Source organism: Polaromonas sp. (assembly GCF_030680935.1).
Taxonomy (GTDB): domain Bacteria; phylum Pseudomonadota; class Gammaproteobacteria; order Burkholderiales; family Burkholderiaceae_C; genus Polaromonas.
In genome coordinates this window covers 15,414-37,092 of the sequence record NZ_JAUXUP010000065.1, presented here as the reverse complement: position 1 = coordinate 37,092, position 21,679 = coordinate 15,414, and the positions used below count along the sequence as shown (strand labels likewise).

The 21,679-nt window shown below is 62.6% G+C and carries 20 protein-coding genes and 1 tRNA gene; 11 read left to right on the top strand and 10 right to left on the bottom strand.

Annotation, left to right across the window (positions count from 1 at the left end; all coding sequences use genetic code 11):
* Window positions 1-10: 10 nt before the first annotated feature.
* From Q8L50_RS15785 to Q8L50_RS15755, 7 genes are all read right to left on the bottom strand, one after another.
* A complete protein-coding gene (locus Q8L50_RS15785; protein WP_305349589.1) occupies window positions 11-952 on the bottom strand; it encodes a hypothetical protein in 942 nt (313 codons plus the stop codon).
* Between the two features lie 139 nt (window positions 953-1,091).
* Complete coding sequence (locus Q8L50_RS15780; protein WP_305349588.1) at window positions 1,092-1,877, bottom strand: zinc-dependent peptidase; 786 nt, start codon at window positions 1,875-1,877, stop codon at window positions 1,092-1,094.
* Window positions 1,878-2,043: 166 nt separating this feature from the next.
* Entirely contained in the window at window positions 2,044-2,856 is an 813-nt protein-coding gene (locus Q8L50_RS15775; RefSeq protein ID WP_305349587.1) for a UDP-2,3-diacylglucosamine diphosphatase, read from the bottom strand.
* A 34-nt stretch (window positions 2,857-2,890) separates the two neighbouring features.
* Window positions 2,891-3,400, bottom strand: a complete 510-nt coding sequence (locus Q8L50_RS15770; RefSeq protein ID WP_305349586.1) for a peptidylprolyl isomerase — start codon at window positions 3,398-3,400, stop codon at window positions 2,891-2,893.
* A 29-nt stretch (window positions 3,401-3,429) separates the two neighbouring features.
* Window positions 3,430-4,038 carry a peptidylprolyl isomerase gene (locus Q8L50_RS15765; RefSeq protein ID WP_305349585.1) on the bottom strand — a complete coding sequence of 203 codons (609 nt, stop codon included), beginning with the start codon at window positions 4,036-4,038 and terminating at the stop codon, window positions 3,430-3,432.
* Window positions 4,035-5,354, bottom strand: coding sequence for a L,D-transpeptidase family protein (locus Q8L50_RS15760; RefSeq protein WP_305349584.1), 1,320 nt, complete (start codon window positions 5,352-5,354; stop codon window positions 4,035-4,037). Before Q8L50_RS15760 ends, Q8L50_RS15765 begins: the two co-directional genes overlap by 4 nt.
* A 33-nt stretch (window positions 5,355-5,387) precedes the next feature.
* Window positions 5,388-6,467, bottom strand: coding sequence for a tetratricopeptide repeat protein (locus tag Q8L50_RS15755; RefSeq protein WP_305349583.1), 1,080 nt, complete (start codon window positions 6,465-6,467; stop codon window positions 5,388-5,390).
* Window positions 6,468-6,694: 227 nt separating this feature from the next.
* On the opposite strand from Q8L50_RS15755, the gene cysS reads away from it, so the two are divergent.
* From cysS to Q8L50_RS15700, 11 genes are all read left to right on the top strand, one after another.
* Window positions 6,695-8,071 carry a cysteine--tRNA ligase gene (cysS, locus tag Q8L50_RS15750; protein ID WP_305349582.1) on the top strand — a complete coding sequence of 459 codons (1,377 nt, stop codon included), beginning with the start codon at window positions 6,695-6,697 and terminating at the stop codon, window positions 8,069-8,071.
* A 55-nt stretch (window positions 8,072-8,126) separates the two neighbouring features.
* Entirely contained in the window at window positions 8,127-8,822 is a 696-nt protein-coding gene (locus Q8L50_RS15745; protein ID WP_305349581.1) for a DNA-3-methyladenine glycosylase, read from the top strand.
* 26 nt (window positions 8,823-8,848) lie between these two features.
* Window positions 8,849-9,826, top strand: a complete 978-nt coding sequence (locus Q8L50_RS15740; RefSeq protein WP_305349580.1) for an acetyl-CoA carboxylase carboxyltransferase subunit alpha — start codon at window positions 8,849-8,851, stop codon at window positions 9,824-9,826.
* Between the two features lie 150 nt (window positions 9,827-9,976).
* The gene (tilS, locus tag Q8L50_RS15735; protein WP_305349579.1) at window positions 9,977-10,924 is read left to right on the top strand and encodes a tRNA lysidine(34) synthetase TilS; all 948 of its coding nucleotides are present in this window, start codon (window positions 9,977-9,979) and stop codon (window positions 10,922-10,924) included.
* A gap of 159 nt (window positions 10,925-11,083) precedes the next feature.
* A complete protein-coding gene (locus Q8L50_RS15730; protein WP_305349578.1) occupies window positions 11,084-12,352 on the top strand; it encodes an aspartate kinase in 1,269 nt (422 codons plus the stop codon).
* Between the two features lie 66 nt (window positions 12,353-12,418).
* Window positions 12,419-12,511, top strand: a tRNA-Ser gene (locus Q8L50_RS15725).
* Between the two features lie 134 nt (window positions 12,512-12,645).
* A complete protein-coding gene (locus Q8L50_RS15720) occupies window positions 12,646-12,972 on the top strand; it encodes an I78 family peptidase inhibitor (RefSeq protein WP_305349577.1) in 327 nt (108 codons plus the stop codon).
* Window positions 12,973-13,057: 85 nt separating this feature from the next.
* Window positions 13,058-13,963 carry a MurR/RpiR family transcriptional regulator gene (locus Q8L50_RS15715; protein WP_305349576.1) on the top strand — a complete coding sequence of 302 codons (906 nt, stop codon included), beginning with the start codon at window positions 13,058-13,060 and terminating at the stop codon, window positions 13,961-13,963.
* 5 nt (window positions 13,964-13,968) lie between these two features.
* Window positions 13,969-15,309, top strand: a complete 1,341-nt coding sequence (locus Q8L50_RS15710) for an aspartate aminotransferase family protein (protein ID WP_305349575.1) — start codon at window positions 13,969-13,971, stop codon at window positions 15,307-15,309.
* Between the two features lie 39 nt (window positions 15,310-15,348).
* Window positions 15,349-16,326, top strand: a complete 978-nt coding sequence (locus Q8L50_RS15705) for a TAXI family TRAP transporter solute-binding subunit (protein WP_305349574.1) — start codon at window positions 15,349-15,351, stop codon at window positions 16,324-16,326.
* A gap of 90 nt (window positions 16,327-16,416) precedes the next feature.
* Window positions 16,417-18,990: a TRAP transporter permease gene (locus Q8L50_RS15700; protein ID WP_305349573.1), complete on the top strand. Its 2,574-nt coding sequence runs from the start codon at window positions 16,417-16,419 to the stop codon at window positions 18,988-18,990.
* Between the two features lie 91 nt (window positions 18,991-19,081).
* Here the strand turns inward: Q8L50_RS15700 and Q8L50_RS15695 are convergent, their stop codons facing one another.
* The 3 genes from Q8L50_RS15695 to Q8L50_RS15685 are packed head-to-tail and all read right to left on the bottom strand — an operon-like array spanning window position 19,082 to window position 21,612.
* Window positions 19,082-19,489 carry an RNA-binding S4 domain-containing protein gene (locus tag Q8L50_RS15695; RefSeq protein ID WP_305349572.1) on the bottom strand — a complete coding sequence of 136 codons (408 nt, stop codon included), beginning with the start codon at window positions 19,487-19,489 and terminating at the stop codon, window positions 19,082-19,084.
* Window positions 19,490-19,513: 24 nt separating this feature from the next.
* Window positions 19,514-20,932, bottom strand: a complete 1,419-nt coding sequence (locus Q8L50_RS15690; protein ID WP_305349571.1) for a sensor histidine kinase — start codon at window positions 20,930-20,932, stop codon at window positions 19,514-19,516.
* Entirely contained in the window at window positions 20,929-21,612 is a 684-nt protein-coding gene (locus tag Q8L50_RS15685; RefSeq protein WP_305349686.1) for a response regulator transcription factor, read from the bottom strand. Before Q8L50_RS15685 ends, Q8L50_RS15690 begins: the two co-directional genes overlap by 4 nt.
* Window positions 21,613-21,679: the final 67 nt, after the last annotated feature.

Here is a 21,679-nt window from a genome sequence, read left to right as displayed (position 1 = left end):
CCCGCCTTTCTCAATACCTGCGGACAGGCGGGTCAGGTACGTAGGAGGTATTGGCCGACTGGGGAAACGGATTGGGCACCGGCCACAGCGCTGCCGGCTCGCGGATGACACCTGCGGCGATCAGGTTCTCGCGGCTGTCATAACGGATGCGGATGACCTCGTTGGGCTGCGCCTGCAGGCGCGCAAAGCTGGTGTGCGACACCACCGAGGTTTCACGCTGCCCATGTGCCGTCCCCAGCTGGGGTGCAGGCCGGGGCGCAAACGAAGGAGCCGCTTTGGCCAGGCTGTCGGCGGATGCGGACCCGCGCTGCGACTGCTCGCGCAGTGGCGCCTCGGCGCTTCTGCGCTCTGCCAGACCGGTGCTGTTTTCAGCCAGGGGCGTGGCTGGCGCAGGCGCACTGCGCGCACGCGGCAGGACCGACTCTTCACGCGAGAGGTCGCGAAAGGAGTCGCGCGACTCATCGCGGCGTGAATACTCGGGCAGCGGCAGCACCGGCTCGGGCAGCCGCTCACGAAACAGCGCCACACCAATCACCCCCACGTTGCCGGGCCGGCCGGTGCGGCCCGCATAGGATTCGCCAGACACGGAAAACTCGAAGGCCGCCACTTCGCTGCTGCTTTTGCGCCAGCCTGTCACCTGGTACTGCTGCCAGGGCGAAAACACATAACCTGTCTGGTCCCAGGCGGCGGTTTCGCCGCTGAGCACGTTGACGCCGTCCACCGCCGTCACGGCCAGCACACGCTCGCCCAGGCGGTTGCGCACCAGCACCGCATATTTGGCACCGTACTGGCCCGCCACCCAGTACTCGCCCCGGTGGCGGTACACCGGCAAGGTGGCGCCGGACTGTCGGTCTATCACCGTGACATCGGCCAGGCTGCCAACGGCATGTGCCGGCAGGGCAAAACCGGCAGCAGCCAAAAAAAGGGACAGGGCAAACGGCATGAGTTTCATGAAAGCTCCATAAAAGTTGGTTGGAACTGACTGAAACGAAGCAGGCGGTCAAAAGGGGTTAAAAAGGGCCAAAAAAATTGGGCCGCAAGACAGGTGTCAGGCCAGACGCTACAAAAAATGTAGCTGCTTACCGCCGAATCTAAAGGGCTGCAGCCCGATTTATCCTGAAGAATTGGTCAAACAGCGGCGTCAGGGCCGCAAAATCCTGGGTGAAGCGCGCACGGTTGACAAAGTAGGCTTCACACGCGACCGCAAAAAACTCGGCCGGTGCCGTGGCGCCATAAGCGTCCAGCCAGGGGGGCTGGCCGCCAAAACGTTCGGCGATGGTGACCTGCTCGCGGAAGGCGTCATAGGCCGGTTGCATCACGGCGTGCCAGGCGGCGTGGGCGGCGCGAGAGCCCAGGGGCGGGCAGCCGTCGGGGACGCCGTTTTTCATGTCGATCTTGTGCACAAACTCATGAATCACCACGTTGTAGCCCTGGCCGGCCTGCTCGCCGGCTGAGGCCACGTCTTGCCAGCTCAGGGTGACAGGGCCGCGGTCCATCGCCTCGCCGGCCAGCACTTCGCTGTAGCGGTGCACCACGCCGCTGGCGTCTTGCGTCTCGCGGCGCGCCAGCATTTGCCCGGGGTGCACCACGATGCCGACAAAGTCGCTGTACCAGTCAAGTCCCAGGTGCAGCACCGGCAGGCAGGCCTGGGCAGCAATGGCGACGGCCATTTCGTCGGAGACAAGCAGGCCGTGTGCGCCGGAAAATTCTTTCTGCGCCAGAAACTCACCCACCAGCGCACGTAATTGCTGCAGGTCGGCGGGCGGGCGGTCTGCCAGAAAAGGGTAGGCCGCCAGCGTGGCCTGCCACAGTGCGTCGGGAATGGGTGTGGAGCGGGCATTGCGGCCCCCCAGCAGCTGGCGCAACCAGTTCAGCATGGCCTAGTGGCCTGTCCCACAGACAAAGGCGATATGAAATCGCCCATTCAGCCGCCATGCGGCGTTGCTCGTCGTTGCCATGGCGATGGCCATGCCGCCTCCTCGCGCCTTGCCTGACAGCTGACTGGACAATTTCATTGCATCCCCCTATTTGTGGGACAGGACACTACAGCAGGCTGATGCGGCGCAGGCCGCCGGCCGTCAGGCGCAGTACCTCGGCGCGCGGCACGGTGGCAGCGGCGTCCCAGTCGCTGAGCACCACACGCGAGAAGCCGTGGCCCAGGTCGTGCACGGCGGGCTGGTGCGTATGGCCGTGAATCAGGATGTGCGCGTCGGCGGCGCGCAGTTGCGCCAGGGCGGCAGCGCTGTCCACATCGGCGTAGGCCAGGCCCGATAGCTGGCGCTTGTCATGCTGGGCCTGGCTTTGCTGGCGCAGGCCGCGCGCAAGGGCCTGGCGTTCGGTCAGTGGTTTGGCCAGAAAATCACTTTGCCACGCCGCGCTGCGTACCTGCTGGCGAAACGCCATGTAGTCGGTATCGGCCAGGCACAAGGCGTCGCCGTGCGACAGCAGCCAGCGTTGCCGGTGAAAGCCCAGCACCGTGGGGTCGGCCAGCAAGGCGGTGTTGCACAGGTCCATCAGGCGCTGACCGACCAGAAAGTCGCGGTTGCCATGCATGAAAAACAGCGCCAGCCGGCTGGCGGTCTGTCCCATCACGTGGGCGCAGCGGTCTTCAAACGCGCCGACGCACGCAGTGGAAGCTACATCGTCGCTGACGGCATCGTCACCGACCCAGGCTTCAAACAGGTCGCCCAGCATGAACACCGCGTCGGCGGGCGTGCTTTCCATGTAGTGCTGCCAGGCCGCAAAGGTGGCGGGCGCATCGGCCTGCAGGTGCAGGTCGGAAATGAAATCGACCGTGCCCCAGGCGGGCGGCGCATCAAGCTCCGCTGTCTGGGGCACGGTCGGGGGGGTGTTCACGGACGGAGCCGGGTAATAGCGCCGTCCCGCGGGATCAGGCGAGGGCCACGGCCTTTTCGATCACCACATCGGTTTGCGGCACATCGTCATGAAAGCCTTTGCGGCCGGTTTTGACGGCGGCGATTTTATCGACCACGTCCTTGCCGCCCACCACCTTGGCAAACACCGCGTAACCCCAGCCGGAGGCATTGGGTGCGGTGTGGTTCAGAAAGGCGTTGTCAGAAACGTTGATGAAAAACTGCGAGCTGGCCGAGTGCGGCGCGTTGGTGCGCGCCATGGCGACGGTGTAGTGGTCGTTTTTCAGGCCGTTGTTGGCTTCGTTTTCAATTTCGCCGTCGGTCGGCTTTTGTTTCATGCCGACTTCAAAGCCGCCGCCCTGAACCATGAAGCCCGGGATGACGCGGTGAAACACGGTGTTGCTGTAGTGGCCCTTGTTGACGTAGCTCAGGAAGTTGGCGACCGATTTGGGTGCCTTGTCCTGGTCGAGTTCAAGGGTGATGACGCCGTGACCGGCAATATGGAGTTCGACTTGTGGGTTGCTCATACGGGTTGATTCAGTGGGTTTTCAGGGATCTATTTGACAAGGGTGGCAGAGGTGACGAGAACCGGAGTTTTTGGCACGTCGCTGGGGAAGGGGCCACCCGGGCCGGTGGGCGTGGCCTTGATCTTGTTGACGACGTCCATGCCGCTGATGACTTTGCCAAACACGGTGTAGCCCGGCGCTTGCACGCTGGGGTTCAGAAAGTCGTTGTCGCGCACGTTGATGAAAAACTGTGCCGAGGCGGAATTGGGGTCATTGGTGCGGGCCATCGCCAGTGTGCCGACGACGTTTTTGTCGCCACCCTTGGCCAATGCTTCGCGACCTTCGTGCACCACGGGCGCGCGGGTTGGCTTTTGTGCATAAGCCGCGTCAAAGCCGCCGCCCTGCACCATGAAGTTGTCGATCACGCGGTGAAACACCGTGCCGTCGTAGTGTTTGTCTTTGACGTATTGCAGAAAGTTGTCAACGGTTTTGGGGGCTTTGTCGGGGTACACCTCGACCACAAAATCCCCGGCGCTGGTGGCAAATTTGACCTTGGGCGCGGCGGCTGTGCCATGCGCCCAGGCCTGGCCTGCCAGCAGGCCAAGTGTCGCCAGTGCCAGGCAGGCGCGCCGGCCGAATGTACGTGTGCTCAAAGTCATCCAATCACTCCTTCAAAGAATATTTTCCATTGCTTGCCCTGGCGCATCCAGTACTGGCGCCGGACCGGGCCGGTGCGTGCACCGCTGGGCACTTCGCCAAAGGTTACCACCATGGTATCGGCGCTGTCGGTCCAGCGCAGGTAGGACAGATCCTTGAGTTGCACGCTGCGGCCGCGTATTTTGCTGGCCTCGCCGCGCAGCACAAGTGTCCAGTCGGTCAGGGTCTTGCCGTAGCTGGTGAAGTCGCTGCTGTACAGGCTGGTCAGCGCCACCATGTCGCCGCTGGACCGGGCCTGTTGCCAGCTGTGCAGTGCATCCTCAAAACTCTTGCTGTCTGCCTTGGCGGTTTGCGGCGCCACCCACTTGAGGCTGTGTGCAATCACGACGGGGGTGCTGCGTACTTCCACTGTGCGGACAATGCGCTCCAGGTCGGGGTTGGCCAGCACCACGCAGCCATCACTGGCCAGCGGCGCGCGCGCAAACTGTCCCGGCGGCGTGCCGTGCAGCCAGATGCCGCTGCCGGTTTTCCCGCGTTTGAGGTCGAGCTGGTTCGGGTAGTTGATGGGCAGTGCGCCCGAGCCGTAAAAATCCTTGAGCGAGCGCGGGTCCAGGTTGCTGGTCACAAAATAAATGCCCAGCGGCGTGCGTGAGTCGCCTTCGACGTTTTTTTCAATGCCCGACTTGCCGACCGAGATGTAGTAGTCGGCCAGCAGCTTGAGCCCGGCTTCGGTGTTTTCAAACAGGTACAGACGGGAGCGCGAGGCGTCTACCGCAATCGCGTGTTTGTTGCGTGGCGACAGTGCCAGAAACTGCGAGGGAATGGTGCCGGCAGCCGGCCTTTCGCGCAGCGCTTTCAGGCGCATCAGCGACTCCTGGCGCAGCTCGGCCAGGGTGCTGGCGCCGCCCCTGGCCTCGGCCTCCGGCACGTCGCCCAGTGTGCGCAGTGGCCTGGACTGTGCCGCCAGCAGGTCGCCATAGACCAGCTGTGCCAGCTGGAAGTTGGGGTGGTCGTTGACCAGGCGCTCGGCTTTGGCCAGGGCCTCTCGCGCTTTGGACTGGCCTGCGAGTTTGTAGATTTCGATCAGGCGGGCCTCTGCCTCGCCGTCCTTCACTGCAGCGCGTTTGGCCCCGCGCGGGCTGGCCGACGGTCGTTTGTAGTTGGCGCCGTTTTCGATGTTGACGCGCCCGGCTTTTTCTTTGTCGCCTTGGGCAAATACCGCAGCGCTGCACAGCAGCAGCGCCGTGGCAAACGCAGCGCAGACAGCACGAGGAGAAAAGGCGCGGTGGACCCGTGGCATGAAGGGGATAAGAAACATGTCAGGTACACATGCCGGCGGACAGGCCAGCCATCAACCGCCGGTGGATTCCCGGACGATGAGCCAGCGCTCACCCGCACGCGCCATGTCCAGTGTCTTGCGGCTGGAGACATTGAGCGCGTCGGCGCTGTAGTCCTGCTTGAACTTGGCAGTTGCCTTGCTGCCTTTGACATCGACCGACAGGTTGCTGATCTTCACGCTGATGCGCGACTTGCCGACGATGCGGCTGCGGCGCTCTTCTTCCCAGCTTTTGCGAGTCTGCTCACCCGGCGGGTCAAAGTCTTTGGCATAGGCGGCCAGATAGGTGTTCATGTCTTTGGCCGCCCAGGCGCTGGCCCAGGCGCGCACCGCGCTTTCCACGTCCTTGTCGGCGGCGCTGACGGGTGCTGAAGCTGGGGCCGCAGGCGCCACCGGGGTTGCCGGTGCAACTGGGGCGGGGGGTGCAGCAGCGGGTGCCGGAGCGGGCGGGGCTACCGGTACAGGTGGGCTGACAGGTGCTGGCGTTGGTTTGGCAGGTGCCGCAGGCGTGGCTGCCGGCGCGGCCGCGGCATTGGTCGCGGCCGGTTTTTGCGCCCGGGTATCGACGGTGAACAGGGTGCGGATCAGGGCAAGTTTGGGTGGCACGGCGCTGTTGCCGCCGTCCAGTTGCAGGGCCTTGCTATAGGCCTGGCTGGCAAGCCGGGCGTAGACATCACCGAGGTTTTCATGGGCGGTGGCGTAACTGGGGTTGGTGCGTATCGCCATTTCCAGTGAGGCCCTGGCCTTGTCAAACTGGTTCTGGCCGGCGTAAAGCACAGCCAGGTTGTTGTAGGGCTCGGGCAGCTCGGGGTAGTCCTGGGTGATTTTGGTAAAGGTGGCAATGGCGTCGGCCTGTTTACCGCTTTCGGACTGGATCACGCCTTTGAGAAAACGCATTTGCGGGTCACGCGGTTTGCCTGCCAGGTACAGGTCGGCCTTGATCAGCGCCTGGGCCAGCTGGCCTGCGCGCACCAGGGCGTTGACGTCGTCGTAGTCGTCGGCATGGACCGCTGGCACATACAGGCCTAGGGCTGCGGCCAGTGCCAGCCAGCGCAATGCAGACGGCAGGCTTGAAAAATGGGCTGACTTGGGCATATGTCCTCTGGAACGCATGGGTGGCTGGTCTGAAAGATGAACCTGAAAGCCGGCGGCGCAGCATGCTGCACGGGCTTTGGCGAGCTGGATATACTGATTGATTGTATCTGAGGGGTATAGTTTCAGTTCCGGTGAAAAAACGCCGCGCGCCTGCCTGTTGATTCACCTTTCGGAGCAGCTTTCCCCTTGTTCGGCGATTCCAGCCTTACCGATCACCCACACCCTTCATGAGCCTTCGCATTTACAACACGCTGTCGCGTGCCGTGGAAGATTTTTCGCCTCTGGTCGCCGGCCATGTGCGCATGTACGTGTGCGGCATGACGATTTACGACCTGTGCCACATCGGCCACGCCCGCATGATGATGGCCTTTGACGTGGTGCAGCGCTGGCTCAAGGTCAGCGGCTACCAGGTGACTTACGTGCGCAACATCACGGACATCGACGACAAGATCATCAAGCGTGCGGTGGAGCGCGGCATCAGCATCCGCGCCTTGACCGACGAGATGATTGCGGCCATGAACCAGGACATAGGCGCGCTGGGCATTGAGCCACCTACCCTGGAGCCACGCGCTACGGAATACGTGCCACAAATGCTGGGCATGATCGCGACGCTTGAAAACAAGGGCTTCGCCTACCGCTCGCCCAACGGCGACGTCAATTACGCGGTGCGCAAGTTCGATGGCTACGGCAAGCTCTCCGGCAAATCGGTCGATGAGCTGCGGTCCGGCGAGCGTGTCGCGGTACTCGATGGCAAGGAAGACCCGCTCGATTTTGTGCTCTGGAAATCAGCCAAACCGACCGAGCCGGACGACGCGAAATGGGACAGCAACTACGGTCAGGGCCGGCCCGGCTGGCACATCGAATGTTCGGCCATGAGCTGCCAGACTTTGGGTGAGACCTTCGATATTCATGGGGGCGGTGCCGACTTGCAGTTTCCGCACCATGAAAACGAAATTGCCCAGAGTGAAGCCGCCAACGGCAAGCCGCTGGCCAGGTATTGGGTTCACAACGGTTTTGTGCGCGTGGACAACGAGAAGATGTCCAAAAGCCTGGGCAACTTCTTCACCATCCGCGAAGTGCTGGCCAAGTACGACCCGGAGACCGTGCGGTTTTTTATTGTCCGGGCGCACTACCGCAGCGCACTGAACTACAGCGATGCGCACCTGGACGACGCACGCAATGCGTTGAAGCGGCTGTACACCGCGATACATGCCGTGACCCCTGCCGAGGTGGCGATTGACTGGGCCCAGCCCTTTGCCGCGCGCTTCAAAGCCGCGATGGATGAGGACTTTGGCACACCAGAGGCCGTCGCCGTGCTGTTCGATCTGGCCAGTGAAATCAACCGCAACCGCTCGGCCGAACTGGCGGGCCTGCTACGGGCGCTGGGTGCTTGTCTTGGTTTGCTGCAGGGCGACCCGGCTGCCTTTCTACAGGCAGGAGCGACCCTTGACGATGCCGCCATCCAGGCGCTGATTGCCGAACGTGCGGCAGCCAAACAAGGCCGCGACTTTGCGGCCGCTGACCGTATCCGCAACGATTTGCTGGCCCGGGGCATTGTGCTCAAGGATTCACCCACCGGCACCACCTGGGAAGTGCAGTCTTGATCAAACCTACAAGTCAAATCGCCTCCAAGCCCTTGTCCGCCTTGCGCAAGCAGCTATGAAAAAGATAGTAAAAAGTGGCCCGGCCAGCGTTGAACTGGCCGAAGTGGCCGAGCCTGCGGTCAGCGCGGTGCCCGCCTACTGGGCCGAGGCTTGCAAACACCTGGTCAAAAAAGACCGGGTGATGAAGCGCCTGATCCCACGTTTTGGTGACGCCTGCCTGCAGTCGCGCGGCGACGCCTTCAGCACGCTGGCGCGCAGCATTGTGGGTCAGCAAATATCGGTCAAGGCCGCGCAGACGGTGTGGCACCGTTTTGAGGCCCTGCCTCGAAAAATGACGCCCGCCCATGTGCTCAAACTCAAGGTGGACGACATGCGCGCTGCCGGGCTGAGCGCGCGCAAGGTCGAATACCTTGTCGATCTCGCCATTCATTTCGACGCCGGCACGGTGCATGTGAAAGACTGGCAGGCGATGGACGACGAAGCCATCATTGCCGAGTTGATCGCCATTCGCGGTATTGGCCGCTGGACGGCGGAGATGTTTCTGATTTTTTACCTGATGCGACCCAATGTGCTGCCGCTGGATGATGTGGGCCTGATCAATGGCATCAGTCAAAACTACTTTTCTGGCGAATCGGTCAGTCGCAGCGACGCGCGCGAAGTCGCCGCGGCGTGGGCGCCGTATTGCAGCGTCGCAACTTGGTATATTTGGCGCTCGCTGGACCCTTTGCCGGTTCTGGGCACCGAGACCTGAATTTCTAGCAGCCTGAGGAGCAGACCATGGCCAAAAAGACCTTTCTCGATTTTGAGCAGCCGATTGCGGAGCTTGAGGGAAAAATAGAAGAGCTGCGTTATGTCCAGACTGAATCGGCAGTCGATATCTCGGAAGAAATCGACCAGCTGGCCAAGAAAAGCCAGCAGCTCACCAAAGACATCTACAGCGACCTGACGCCCTGGCAGATCACCAAGATTGCGCGCCACCCCGAGCGCCCCTATACGCTGGACTATGTCAACGAGCTGTTCACCGACTTTGTCGAACTGCACGGCGACCGGCATTTTGCGGACGATCTGAGTATCGTCGGCGGTCTGGCCCGTTTCAACGGCAACGCCTGCATGGTGCTGGGGCACCAGAAAGGGCGCGACACCAAAGAGCGCGGCCTGCGCAACTTCGGCATGAGCAAGCCCGAGGGTTACCGCAAGGCACTGCGCCTGATGAAAACCGCCGAAAAGTTCAAGCTGCCGGTTTTCACCTTTGTGGACACGCCGGGCGCCTACCCCGGCATTGATGCCGAGGAGCGCGGCCAGTCCGAGGCCATTGGACGCAACATTTTTGAAATGGCGCAGCTGGAGGTGCCCATCATCACCACCATCATTGGTGAGGGCGGCTCTGGCGGCGCGCTGGCAATTTCGGTGGCGGACCAGGTGGTGATGTTGCAGTACTCGATTTACTCGGTGATCAGCCCCGAAGGCTGCGCTTCCATCCTGTGGAAAACCTCCGAAAAAGCCGAGGAAGCCGCCGAGGCCCTGGGCATTACCGCGCACCGCCTGAAGGCGCTAGGCGTGATCGACAAGATCGTCAACGAGCCCGTGGGTGGCGCGCATCGCGATCACAAGCAGATGGCGGCTTTCCTGAAACGTGCGCTCAACGACGCCTTCCGCCAGGTCAGCGACCTCAAGGTCAAGGAACTGCTGGACCGCCGTTACGAGCGCCTTCAAGGTTATGGCCGCTACACCGACACCAAGGCTGACGCCAAATAGCTGGCCGTCGGCCGACCAGCGGCTGGCGTGACATGAGCCGCCGGGCCGTTCTCAAGGCGAATACCGCAGCCTGCAAGGCGAAGGTTATCCAGTGAGCCGCCGGGCCGTTCCCAAGATGAATACCGCAGCCTGCAAGGCGAAGGGTACCCAGTGACTACCACCGTTGACGACGCCATGCGCGTCTTTGCCCCCGCGCTGCCGCTGGCCGTGGCCTACAGCGGCGGCGCCGACTCCACCGCCTTGCTGCTGGCCTGTGCCGACAAATGGCCGGGGCAGGTGAGTGCCGTACATGTGCACCATGGCCTGCAGGCGGCAGCGGATGACTTTGTCGCGCACTGCCAGGCCGCGTGTGCCATGTGGCAAATACCTTTGCAGGTGTTGCGTGTGCAGGCCGGACATGCGCCAGGCGAAAGCCCGGAGGACGCTGCCCGCAAGGCCCGTTATGAGGCATTTCGGGCCCTGGCCCATGAGGGGCAAGCGCCAGCAGCTATAAAAAACATAGCGCTTGCACAACACGCCGATGACCAGGTGGAGACCATCCTGCTGGCACTCAGCCGTGGCGCGGGTTTGCCGGGGCTCAGCGCCATGCCGGCCAGCTGGCAACGCGACGGGCTGAGTTACCACCGACCCTTGCTGGCAGTGCCCGCGACGGAAATCCGCGCCTGGCTGGTGCGGCGCTGCGCGTCTTTTATCGAAGACCCGACCAACACCGACGAGCGTTTCACGCGCAACCGCATCCGTGCCCGCCTGTTGCCGGTGCTGGGCGACACCTTCCCGCAATTCAGGGAGACTTTTGCACGCAGTGCCCGCCACGCAGCCGAGGCGCAGGCGCTGCTGCTGGAGGTGGCGCGTGAAGACTTGCTGGCCGTGGGCAACCCGCCAGCGCTTGCTGCGCTGCAGGAGCTGTCGCAGCCGCGCCAGGCCAACTTGCTGCGCCACTGGTTGCAGGCGTCACACCGCGCCACACCCAGCGCGGCGCAGCTTGCCCAGTTGCTGGCGCAGATAGCCGCCTGCACCACGCGCGGTCACCAGATTCACCTGAAGGTGGCGGCCGGTCACATCACACGGGCAGGTGCACACCTGCGCTACGCGGCTTGAGCCTCGTGCCCGGCTGGCCCCGAGGGGTGGGCCCTGAACCGGCAGCATGGGGCCCAAGGCGGACCAGCCGCTAGTTATAATTGAAGGCTTTGCTGAGGCGCCTGAGCTGTGGCGCCGCGCAAAAAAGCAGTCCCTAACAAAAACCTGATTGACCCCGCAATGGCTTTGATCGTTCACAAGTACGGTGGCACATCGATGGGCTCGCCCGAGCGCATACGCAATGTGGCCAAGCGCGTCGCCAAATGGGCTAGGGCCGGCCACCAGATGGTGGTGGTGCCCAGCGCCATGAGCGGCGAGACCAATCGCCTGCTGGGCCTGGCCAAAGAGCTGGCGCCAGCAAAAAGCGACGATGCCTACCACCGCGAGCTCGATGCCCTGGCGGCGACCGGTGAGCAGGCTTCCAGTGCGCTTCTGGCCATCGCCCTGCAGGCCGAAGGCATGCAGGCCGTGAGCTACGCCGGCTGGCAGGTGCCTATCAAAACCAACAGTGCCCACACCAAGGCGCGCATTGAGTCGATTGACGACTCACGCGTGCGCGCCGATCTGGATGCCGGCAAGGTGGTCATCATCACCGGCTTTCAGGGCGCGGATGCAGCTGGCAACATCACCACGCTGGGGCGCGGTGGCTCGGACACCTCGGCCGTCGCCGTCGCTGCGGCCATGAAGGCGCACGAATGCCTGATCTACACCGACGTCGATGGCGTGTACACCACCGACCCGCGCGTGGTGCCTGAAGCGCGGCGCCTGCTGACCATCAGTTTTGAAGAGATGCTGGAGATGGCATCGATGGGCTCCAAGGTGCTGCAGATCCGCTCGGTCGAGTTTGCGGGAAAGTACAAGGTACCGCTGCGTGTGCTGTCGAGCTTCACGCCCTGGGACATCAACATCGACGAAGAGGCCAAGTCCGGCACCCTGATCAGTTTTGAGGAAGACGAACAAATGGAACAAGCCATCGTATCGGGCATCGCGTTCAACCGCGACGAAGCCAAAATTTCCGTTCTCGGCGTGCCTGACACACCGGGTATTGCCTACCAGATCCTCGGTGCCGTGGCAGATGCCAACATCGAAGTCGATGTGATCATCCAGAACATCAGCAAGGACGGCAAGACTGATTTCAGTTTCACCGTGCACCGCAACGACTACGCCCGGGCGATGGATCTGCTCAAGGCGCAGGTGTTGCCCAAACTGGGCGCACACGAGATCATCGGTGACGCGAAGATCTGCAAGGTCAGTATTGTCGGCATCGGCATGCGCAGCCATGTGGGCATCGCAAGCAAGATGTTCCGCGTGCTGAGCGAAGAGGGCATCAACATCCAGATGATCTCCACCAGCGAAATCAAGACCTCGGTCGTGATCGACGAAAAATACATGGAGCTGGCCGTGCGCGCACTGCACAAGGCCTTTGACCTGGACCAGCCCTCAACCTGAAGCGCACAAGCGAGCGGCTGGACAAGTGTGCAAGTCGTGAGATAATCGCTGCTCAGCCAGGAATCAGGAAACGTGACCGAGTGGCCGAAGGTGCTCCCCTGCTAAGGGAGTATGGGGTGTAGAGCCTCATCAAGGGTTCGAATCCCTTCGTTTCCGCCAGATAAAAAGCCACCGCAAGGTGGCTTTTTTGTGGGCGTCTGGCGGACGACCGGTCCGCCTGAGCAACCAGTCGTAAAAGTACGGGCCTTGTCGGGCTTGCCGCGTTATGGTGTGGATTTACACATGGAGAACGCATGTCCTTGAAGTTACTCGCAGTCAGTCTGGCCGTGGCCGGTTTGGGTGTTTTGACTGCTTGCACCACGCCCGGCAGTTCGCCTTCGACCAGCACCAGCCCGATGCCACCGCCTCCCGCCGGAAGCGCCTGCAACGCCCAAGGAGCCCAGTTCGCCATCGGCAAAGCTCCGGGCGCCAGTGTGGTTGAGGAGGCACGCCAGCGCTCCGGCTCATACATCGCGCGGGTCTTGAGGCCCGGCCAGATGGTCACCATGGAGTTCAACGCGCAGCGCCTGAATCTGGACCTCGATGCAGCCGGGGTCATCAGAAAGGTGCGCTGCGGTTAAAGCAGGCGCCGTCGGGGGCGCTCCGGGCTTCTCCGGTTGAGAGACATTTGTTTTGTATTTTACAAAAACATGATACAAACGTTTCATGTCCGCACCCGCCTTGTTTGCCGATGTTCCGCTTGACGGCCTGAGCCCGGAACTGCTGCGTGCTGCGCGCTGGGTCGAGGCGCACCCGCGTGAGGTGGCTTTGCACTCGATGCGTGAATGCGCGCGCCGTGCAGATATGGCGCCGGCGACCCTGAGCCGGTTGGCGCAAGCGTTGGGCTTTTCCGGCTTTGACGCGATCAAGCACATTTGCCAGGAGTCGTTTGCGGCGCGCGGGGGGTACGCGGGCCGGGCCGAGGTGTTGCAAGCCAGTGCTCGGCACCGCGCGGACTGGCTGGCCATACTCAATGAAACCCAGCATGCCAACACCGCGTCCATCAGCGGGTTGAACCAGCGGGTGCAGCTGGAAGCCGCGGCAGATGCCATGCTGGCCGCGCGCTGCGTCCATTTTCTGGGCCTGCGTGCCAGCCACGGCCTGGCGCTGCATCTGCATTACAGCTATGGCCTGCTGGCGTCCAACGGGCAGCTGGTTCAAGGTGTGGGCGGCACGCTGAGCGACCAGATCGACGAGATCCGTGCGGGTGACCTGCTGGTCGCGATGTCGCTGGCGCCTTATACCCGGCAGACGGTGGACGCCGTGAACCAAGCGCTGGGGCAGGGCGTGGACCTGCTGGTGCTGACCGACAGTGCGCTGTCGCCGATTGCCCGTTCTGCCACACATACCTTGCTGTTCCGCGCCGACAGCCCCTCGTATTTCCAGTCCATGGTCGGTGCACTGGCGCTGGCCGAAGCATTGGCCGCCGCTGTGGCGGTGCGTGGCGGCCGCAAGGTGCTGGCGCACCTGCAGGCACGGCAAGACCGGCTGGAGAGCGAGGGCGCTTACTGGGACAAACGTGCCGACAAACCCGGGCTTGCTCGCCCATCCCATTCTTCAGCCAGGAAATAAGTTTTATGCCCTCCGCATCCACCCACGTTTTTCATCGCCAGCTTCAGCACACCCCACCGGTCGCCGTCAGTGGCCAGGGCGTTTATCTGACTGACGCGGAAGGAAGAAAGTACATCGACGCATCGGGTGGCGCGGCTGTGTCTTGCCTGGGCCACGGTCACCCGGACGTGGTGGCTGCGATGCATGCGCAGATTGACAAGCTGGCGTATGCCCATACCAGCTTCTTCACCACCGAAGTGGCCGAGGAACTGGCCGATGAGCTGATCCGTACGGCGCCCGGCGGCATGAGCCATGTGTACTTTGTCAGTGGCGGTTCCGAGGCGATGGAAGCCGCTATGAAAATGGCGCGCCAGTATTTTGTCGAGACCGGCCAGCCGCAGCGTACCCATTTCATCGCGCGCCGCCAGAGCTACCACGGCAACACGCTTGGGGCGCTGGCGGTAGGCGGCAACCAGTGGCGGCGCGCACCGTTTGCACCCATTCTGATCCCGGTGACCCATGTGGCGCCGTGTTACCCCTACCGCGAACAGCTGGGGCATGAGACTCCAGAGCAATACGGTCAGCGCCTGGCCGCTGAACTGGAGCAGGAAATCATGCGTCTGGGCGCGGACTCCGTAATCGCATTTGTGGCCGAGACCATAGGCGGTGCGACGGCGGGTGTGCTGGTCCCGGTGCCGGGCTATTTCAAAGCCGTGCGCGAAGTCTGCGACCGGCATGGCGTGCTCCTCATACTCGACGAGGTGATGTGTGGCATGGGCCGCACCGGCTCACTGCACGCCTGCGATTTTGAGGGTGTGGTGCCCGACATCATGGCGATTGCCAAAGGACTGGGCGGTGGTTACCAGCCTATAGGTGCGGTACTGGCTCAGCAGAAGATTGTGCAATCGATGTCATCGGGCAGCGGATTTTTTCAGCATGGCCACACCTACCTCGGCCATGCGGTGGCGTGCGCGGCTGCGCTGGCGGTGCAGCGCGTGATCGCGCGTGACGGGCTGCTGGCACGGGTTCAGGTGAGCGGCACGCGGCTCGAGGGGCTGTTGCTGGACGCCTTTGGCGCGCATCCCCACATCGGTGACATTCGCGGGCGCGGATTGTTCTGGGGCATCGAGCTGGTGCAGGACCGGGGCAGCAAGAAGCCTTTTGATCCGGCACGCAACGTGCACGCACGTATCAAGCGGGAAGCCATGACGCGCGGATTGATGGTTTACCCGATGGGCGGCACCGTGGATGGGCGCTATGGTGACCATGTGCTGCTGGCCCCACCGTTCATCACCAGCGAATCTGAGCTGGCGATGATCGTCGAACGGCTTGATGCCGCCATCCGGGCCACGCTGTCCGATCTGTGATCTTCCCGATCCATCCATTTTTTAACGAGGAGTATTTCAATGTCCAGAACGTTTGTATTCAAAGCCCTTGCCGCGGCTGCCGCACTGTCGGGCGCGTTTGCCGGCGCGCCGGTCATGGCTCAGCAAAAGTTTGTGACCATAGGCACCGGTGGTGTGACCGGTGTGTACTACGCCGCTGGCGGCGCCATCTGCCGCCTGGTCAACAAAGACCGCGCAAAACACGGCATACGCTGCTCGGTGGAATCCACCGGCGGATCGGTGTTCAATGTCAACACCATCAAGGCAGGAGAACTCGACTTCGGCTTCACCCAGTCGGACGTACAGTACAACGCGGTCAAGGGACTGAACCAGTACAAGGACGGCGCTTACAGCGATTTGCGCGCGGTGTTTGCAGTGCATCCCGAGCCTTTCACCGTGGTGGCCCGCAAGGAAGCCAACATCACGAAGTTTGAAGACTTCAAGGGCAAGCGCTTCAATGTCGGCAATCCGGGCTCTGGCACCCGTTCCTCGATGGAAGAAATGCTCGGCGCCATGGGCTGGAAGCTGGGCGATTTTTCACTTGCGTCCGAACTGAAGGCCGACGAACATGGTCCGGCCTTGTGTGACGGCAAGATTGACGGCTTTTTCTATGGCGTGGGACACCCGTCGGCCAACATCCAGGACCCCACCACGTCCTGCGGCGCCAAGCTGGTGTCGTTGACCGGCCCGGTGATTGACAAGCTGGTCGCTGACAAGCCCTACTACGCCAAGGTCACGATTCCGGCCGGCCTGTACCCGAACAACCCGCTGGCGACCCAGACTTACGGTGTGCTGGCCACAGTGGTGACATCCAGCAAAACACCGGCCGAGACGGTGTATCAGCTTACCAAGGCACTGTTCGAGAACTTCGACGAGTTCAAGAAGCTGCACCCGGCGCTTGCCAATTTGAACCCGCAAAACATGGTCAAGGACGGCTTGAGCGCACCCTTGCATGACGGCGCAGCCCGCTACTACAAGGAAAAAGGCTGGATCAAATAATCCATCCCGGGATAAAAAAGGCGAAGCGGGCTTCGCCTTTTTTTTCGACCAGTTTTAGAAAAAGCATCTGAAAAATAGTGAGGAGCGGCCATGGCGTCCGATATTGAGAAAGCATCGTCCGAGTTGCAGCAACTGGTGGCCGACACCGACACGGGCGGTCGCAAACCCGCGGGCACTACCGGCGCGCTGATTTTTGCGGTGGCGCTGGCCTGGGCCCTGTTCCAGTTCTGGTATGCCTCGCCACTGCCCTTTGTTCTGCGCTTCGGTGTACTCAACGACACCGAAGCGCGTGCGGTGCATCTGGCGTTTGCGATGTTCCTTTCTTTCCTGGCCTGGCCGGCCACCAAGCGCTCGCCGCGCGACCGTGTACCGGTGCTGGATTGGGTGTTTGCCCTGGCGGGCGCTTTTGCGGGCGCCTATCTGCTGCTGTTTTATACCGAGCTGTCCACGCGGCCGGGGCAACCGAACCTGATGGATGTGGTCGTGGCTACAGCCGGCATGGTGCTGTTGCTGGAAGCCACCCGGCGCGCCGTAGGCTGGCCGATGGCTGTGCTGGCGGCGCTTTTTATCTTTTACGCAATGGCCGGCCCCCTCATGCCCGAGGTGCTGCAGCACAAGGGCGCTTCGCTCAACCGGCTGGTTTCGCATATGTGGCTGACCACCGAAGGCGTGTACGGCATCGCGCTTGGGGTGTCCACGGGAGCCATTTTTGTGTATGTGTTGTTTGGTGCGCTGCTCGACAAGGCTGGCGGCGGCAACTACATGATGCAGGTCAGTTTCGCGGCACTGGGCCATTTGCGTGGCGGGCCGGCGAAGGTGGCCGTAGTGTCATCCGCGCTCAACGGCATGATCTCGGGCTCGTCGGTGTCCAACGTCGTCTCGGGCGGCATCTTCACCATTCCGCTCATGAAAAAAGCCGGTTATGGCGGCGTCAAGGCCGGGGCGATTGAAACCATGTCCTCCGTCAACGGCCAACTCATGCCGCCGGTCATGGGGGCGGCCGCTTTCCTGATGGTGGAATATGTGGGTATTCCGTATTCGGACATCGTCAAGCACGCGCTCCTGCCGGCCGTGCTCTCGTACATCGGCCTGTTTTATATCGTCCACCTGGAAGCGGTGAAGATGGGCATGAACCCTATCGTGCAACGCGAAGCCAAACCATGGCGCGTGCGACTGTTGCGCAACGGCCTGGGCCTGTCTGGCAGCATCATAGTGGTAGGTGCCCTCTATTACCTGTTTGAAGGCATGAAGCTGTGGCTGGGCGAGGCTGCCGGCTGGTCCATCGGCGTGGTGGTGGCGGCGCTGTATCTGTATGCGATTCGCGAGGCGGCAGCCAGCCCCGACTTGCCGCAAGACGTCGATATTGAAGACCCCAAGCCGCTGGAGACCTGGCCAACCGTCAAGGCCGGCCTGCATTTCCTGCTGCCTATCGGCACGCTGATCTGGTGCCTGATGGTCGAGGAGATGTCGCCCTCCCTGTCGGCTTTCTGGGCCATTTCCGTGCTGATTGTGCTGATGGTCACCCAGCACCCGCTGGTGGCCTTTTTTCGCAAGGTGCCCGCCGCAGGTAGCTGGCGCGGTGGCTGGAGCGACGTGGTGGCGGGTTTCCATGACGGTTCGCGCAACATGATCGGTATCGGCATCGCCACGGCGACAGCCGGCATCATCGTCGGGGGTATCACGCTCACCGGACTGGGCCTGCGCATGACGGAGTTCGTCGAGTTTGTCTCTCAAGGCAATGTGATGTTGATGCTGCTTTTCATCGCCTTCGTCTGCCTGGTGCTCGGTCTGGGCGTGCCGACCACCGCCAACTACGTGCTGGTGGCCACGCTGATGGCGCCGGTGGTGGTGGAACTGGGTGCCCAGTCGGGGCTCATCATCCCATTGATTGCGGTCCATCTTTTTGTTTTCTATTACGGCATCATGGGTGACATCACGCCCCCGGTGGGGCTGGCCACATTTGCAGCCGCCGCGATCTCCGGGGAGGACGCGATCCAGACCGGTGTCCAGGGGGCGCTGTATGCGCTGCGCACGGTCATCCTGCCCTTCATCTGGATATTCAATTCGCAATTGCTGCTCATCGACGTGGATGGTGCGGGGGAACTGATGCGGGTGGTGGCGGCCTGCACCATCGCCATGCTGGTGTTCACCGCGATCACCATGGGGTGGTTTCGCGACAAGTGCCGCTGGTGGGAAATCATCCTGCTGACGATGGCGGTGACGCTGCTGTTTCGCCCGGGCTTTTTCATGGACCGCATCACGCCCGAGTACCGCGATGTCTCGGCTGTCCAGGTTTTCGAAGTGGCAAAAGCGGCCGACCCGAACGACCAGATGGTCATGCTCATCAAGGGCACCACCATTGAAGGCGAGGAGGTCACCAAGACCGTGGCCTTGCGCCTGGGAGCGGCTGGTGCTGAGGGCCGAAAACGACTGGCCGATGCCGGCCTTCAGCTGGTGCCGCTCGGGGATCAGGTGCAGATTGGTGCGCTGAAGTTTGGCTCGCGTGCGCACAAAGGCGGGTTTGAGCAGGGTTGGGATGTGGCCATGCTCAAGGTCAAAGCCGACCGGCCGTCCAAACACTGGTTTTACCTGCCGGGACTGCTGCTGATTGTGCTGGTCTGGTGGCTCCAGGGGCGGCGCATGCGTCGTGAAGGTCGATTGTGAATGCGTTCAGCGGCTTCAACGAATTTATCGGGTCGAATCGGCCTTCAGCCCTTTATCTACGTGCGCAGGCAGCTATAAAAAACGGAGCATTTCAGCGATCCGCCGAGGCGCTCCAGCGGTCGCCCCAGTCTTTGCCCTGGGCTTTCTCCAGACTGCGCCGGTCACGTTTGGTCGGGCGGCCATGTTCAATGCTGCTGGCTGGCTCACTGTTCAGGCGGCGTTGCTCGGCGGCGGTTTCCCGCAGGCGCAGGCTGTCCGCTGTTTCTTCATAAAGCTGCTGCGCGACAGGGGCGGAGCCGCGCTGCTGGCTCAGGCCCCGGACCTGCACCGTGCGGATGACCGGGCCCTGGCGTATCGCCACCGTGTCGCCCGCCTTGACCTCGCGGGCAGGCTTGGCTTCGAGGCCATTGATCTGCACCCGGCCCTTGCCGATTTCGTCCGTGGCCAGCGTCCGGGTCTTGTAAAACCGTGCGGCCCACAGCCACTTGTCAAGACGCATACGTCAACGCCATCGGATCTTTTGTCATGAATCAATATTGTGAACCAGCGGCAGGCGCACCGTGGCGTCCAGCCCGGCAATACGCCCATGGTCTTCGCGGTTTTCCAGCGTGATGCTGCCGCCCAGGGCCTGGGTGATTTCCCGGCAAATCGCCAGCCCCAGACCAGAGCCATGGCGCACATTGCCCGCAGAAAACGGCTGGTACAAGCGAGACGCGAGCTCGGCCGGGATACCCGGACCACTGTCGCTGATGGTCAACGCCAGGTAGCTGCTGTCGGCCAGCAGCCTGACCGACAGGGCGCCGCCGACCGGGCAGTGTTTGATGGCGTTGTGCAGCAGGTTGCGGCACAACTCGCCCAGCATCCATTCATGCGCCGTGACGCTGGCGGGCGCGGTGTCGATGTCAAAGTCCAGATCCTTGTCGGCAATCAGCGGCGCCAGGTCCAGCGCCACCGCGCGCACGATGGCAGCCAGGTCCACCGGCCCGAGGTCAGCCTGCGCACGCAACTGCTCGACCTTGGCCAGTGCCAGCATCTGGTTGGCCAGCAAGGCGGCGCGGTCTACCGTCTGGTTGATCTCGGAGAGCGCGACCTGGCCGTCCATGTCGCCGCGCAGCGCCGACTGCACCTGCACCTTGAGCACAGCCAGCGGGGTGCGCAACTGGTGGGCGGCGTCGCGCACAAAACGCTTCTGGTTGTCCAGCAGGTGCTGCAAGCGGGCCATGACCTCGTTGGTGGCCTCGACCAGCGGCAGCAACTCGCGCGGCGCATCGGGTGCGGCAATTGCAGTCAGGTCGCCCTCGGGCCTGGCCTGCAGCTCGGCGCTCAGGCGACGCACCGGCCGCGTTGCGCGCTGCACGACCACCACGGCCACCAGTGCAATCACGGCCAGCAGCAAGGCCTGGCGCCAGAGCGTGTCCAGCAGGATTTTGCGAGCCAGGTCGGTGCGCAGCTCCAGCGTTTCCGCCACCTGGATGACCGCCATGCCGCGCCCGTTGGAACTGGCCACCGGTTGCAGCAAGACGGCGACACGCACCGCGTCGCCGGCATATACGTCGTCGTAAAAATCGACCAATGCCGCGTAAGGCGGCTTGGCCGGAATCTGGCCGCGCCAGAAAGGCAGTTGTGCGTAACCCGAGACCATCTCGCCATTCAGGCTGGAGACGCGGTAGAACAGGCGGCTCTGGTTGTCGGCCTCAAAAGCTTCCAGGGCGGCGTAGGGCACCGTCACGCGCAGCTCTGACTGGTCGTCGTAGCCCCTGACGTCCAGCTCTTCACCTATCGATTTGGCAGAAGCCAGCAGCGTGCGGTCATAGGCGGTGTTGACGGCGCCCAGCGTCTGGCGATACAGGGTGGCGGTGTTGATGGTGATCAGCAGACCGACCGGCAGCAGGATGCCCAGAAGCAGGTATCTCCTGAGCGAGATGGCGCCCACGTTTTTCATGCGGCGTTGACCTTCAGCAAATAGCCCAGGCCGCGCAGGGTGACCAGGGTGACGCCGGTGTTTGTCAGTTTCTTGCGCAGCCGGTACACCACCACTTCGACGGCTTCGTACTGCACATCGACCTCTCCTGGAAACACCAGCTCGAACAGTTTTTCTTTCGACACTGCATGGCCAGGCTTGACGATCAGCACCTGCAGCAGCGCCAGCTCCCGCGGGGTCAGTTCCAGCACCTGATCCCGGTGGTAAATTGCGCCGCTCTCCTTTTCATAGCGAAGTTGGCCCACCAGCTGTGGGCTGGAGGCCGATTCCGATCCTGTTCCTGGGTGCCGGCGGCTCAGGGCGCGTAGCCGCGCCTCCAACTCGTCGAGGTCAAACGGTTTGGGCAGGTAGTCGTCTGCGCCGGTGTTCAGCCCGACGACGCGGTCGCCGACCGTGCCGCGTGCGGTCAGGATCAGCACCGGGGTGCGCAAGCCCTGGCGCCGGGCCTGCTCCAGCACCTGCAGGCCGTCCAGGCCGGGCAGGCTCAGGTCCAGCACCACCACATCGGGCTCGGCCGCTGTCCATTGCGCCAGCGCTTTGCGGCCATCGGTGCAGCCGAGCACCTCGATGCCGCGCCGGGCGAGCGCACGCTGCAGGGCGGCCTGCATGGCGTCGTCGTCCTCAATCAGCAGCAATGTCATGGTCGTTGGCATGGGCAGGACATTAGCACTTTCCCCAATGCTGCGGACAGCCGTTTGACAGAATGCG

Excerpts from the sequence above, each read along its gene's own strand:
- Q8L50_RS15785 (WP_305349589.1), bottom strand. The coding sequence starts at position 952 with ATGAAACTCATGCCGTTTGCCCTGTCCCTTTTTTTGGCTGCTGCCGGT.
- Q8L50_RS15780 (WP_305349588.1), bottom strand. The coding sequence starts at position 1,877 with ATGCTGAACTGGTTGCGCCAGCTGCTGGGGGGCCGCAATGCCCGCTCC.
- Q8L50_RS15770 (WP_305349586.1), bottom strand. The coding sequence starts at position 3,400 with ATGAGCAACCCACAAGTCGAACTCCATATTGCCGGTCACGGCGTCATC.
- Q8L50_RS15765 (WP_305349585.1), bottom strand. The coding sequence starts at position 4,038 with ATGACTTTGAGCACACGTACATTCGGCCGGCGCGCCTGCCTGGCACTG.
- Q8L50_RS15760 (WP_305349584.1), bottom strand. The coding sequence starts at position 5,354 with ATGTTTCTTATCCCCTTCATGCCACGGGTCCACCGCGCCTTTTCTCCT.
- Q8L50_RS15755 (WP_305349583.1), bottom strand. The coding sequence starts at position 6,467 with ATGCCCAAGTCAGCCCATTTTTCAAGCCTGCCGTCTGCATTGCGCTGG.
- cysS (WP_305349582.1), top strand. The coding sequence starts at position 6,695 with ATGAGCCTTCGCATTTACAACACGCTGTCGCGTGCCGTGGAAGATTTT.
- Q8L50_RS15745 (WP_305349581.1), top strand. The coding sequence starts at position 8,127 with ATGAAAAAGATAGTAAAAAGTGGCCCGGCCAGCGTTGAACTGGCCGAA.
- Q8L50_RS15740 (WP_305349580.1), top strand. The coding sequence starts at position 8,849 with ATGGCCAAAAAGACCTTTCTCGATTTTGAGCAGCCGATTGCGGAGCTT.
- Q8L50_RS15730 (WP_305349578.1), top strand. The coding sequence starts at position 11,084 with ATGGCTTTGATCGTTCACAAGTACGGTGGCACATCGATGGGCTCGCCC.
- Q8L50_RS15720 (WP_305349577.1), top strand. The coding sequence starts at position 12,646 with ATGTCCTTGAAGTTACTCGCAGTCAGTCTGGCCGTGGCCGGTTTGGGT.
- Q8L50_RS15715 (WP_305349576.1), top strand. The coding sequence starts at position 13,058 with ATGTCCGCACCCGCCTTGTTTGCCGATGTTCCGCTTGACGGCCTGAGC.
- Q8L50_RS15710 (WP_305349575.1), top strand. The coding sequence starts at position 13,969 with ATGCCCTCCGCATCCACCCACGTTTTTCATCGCCAGCTTCAGCACACC.
- Q8L50_RS15705 (WP_305349574.1), top strand. The coding sequence starts at position 15,349 with ATGTCCAGAACGTTTGTATTCAAAGCCCTTGCCGCGGCTGCCGCACTG.
- Q8L50_RS15700 (WP_305349573.1), top strand. The coding sequence starts at position 16,417 with ATGGCGTCCGATATTGAGAAAGCATCGTCCGAGTTGCAGCAACTGGTG.
- Q8L50_RS15695 (WP_305349572.1), bottom strand. The coding sequence starts at position 19,489 with ATGCGTCTTGACAAGTGGCTGTGGGCCGCACGGTTTTACAAGACCCGG.
- Q8L50_RS15690 (WP_305349571.1), bottom strand. The coding sequence starts at position 20,932 with ATGAAAAACGTGGGCGCCATCTCGCTCAGGAGATACCTGCTTCTGGGC.
- Q8L50_RS15685 (WP_305349686.1), bottom strand. The coding sequence starts at position 21,612 with ATGACATTGCTGCTGATTGAGGACGACGACGCCATGCAGGCCGCCCTG.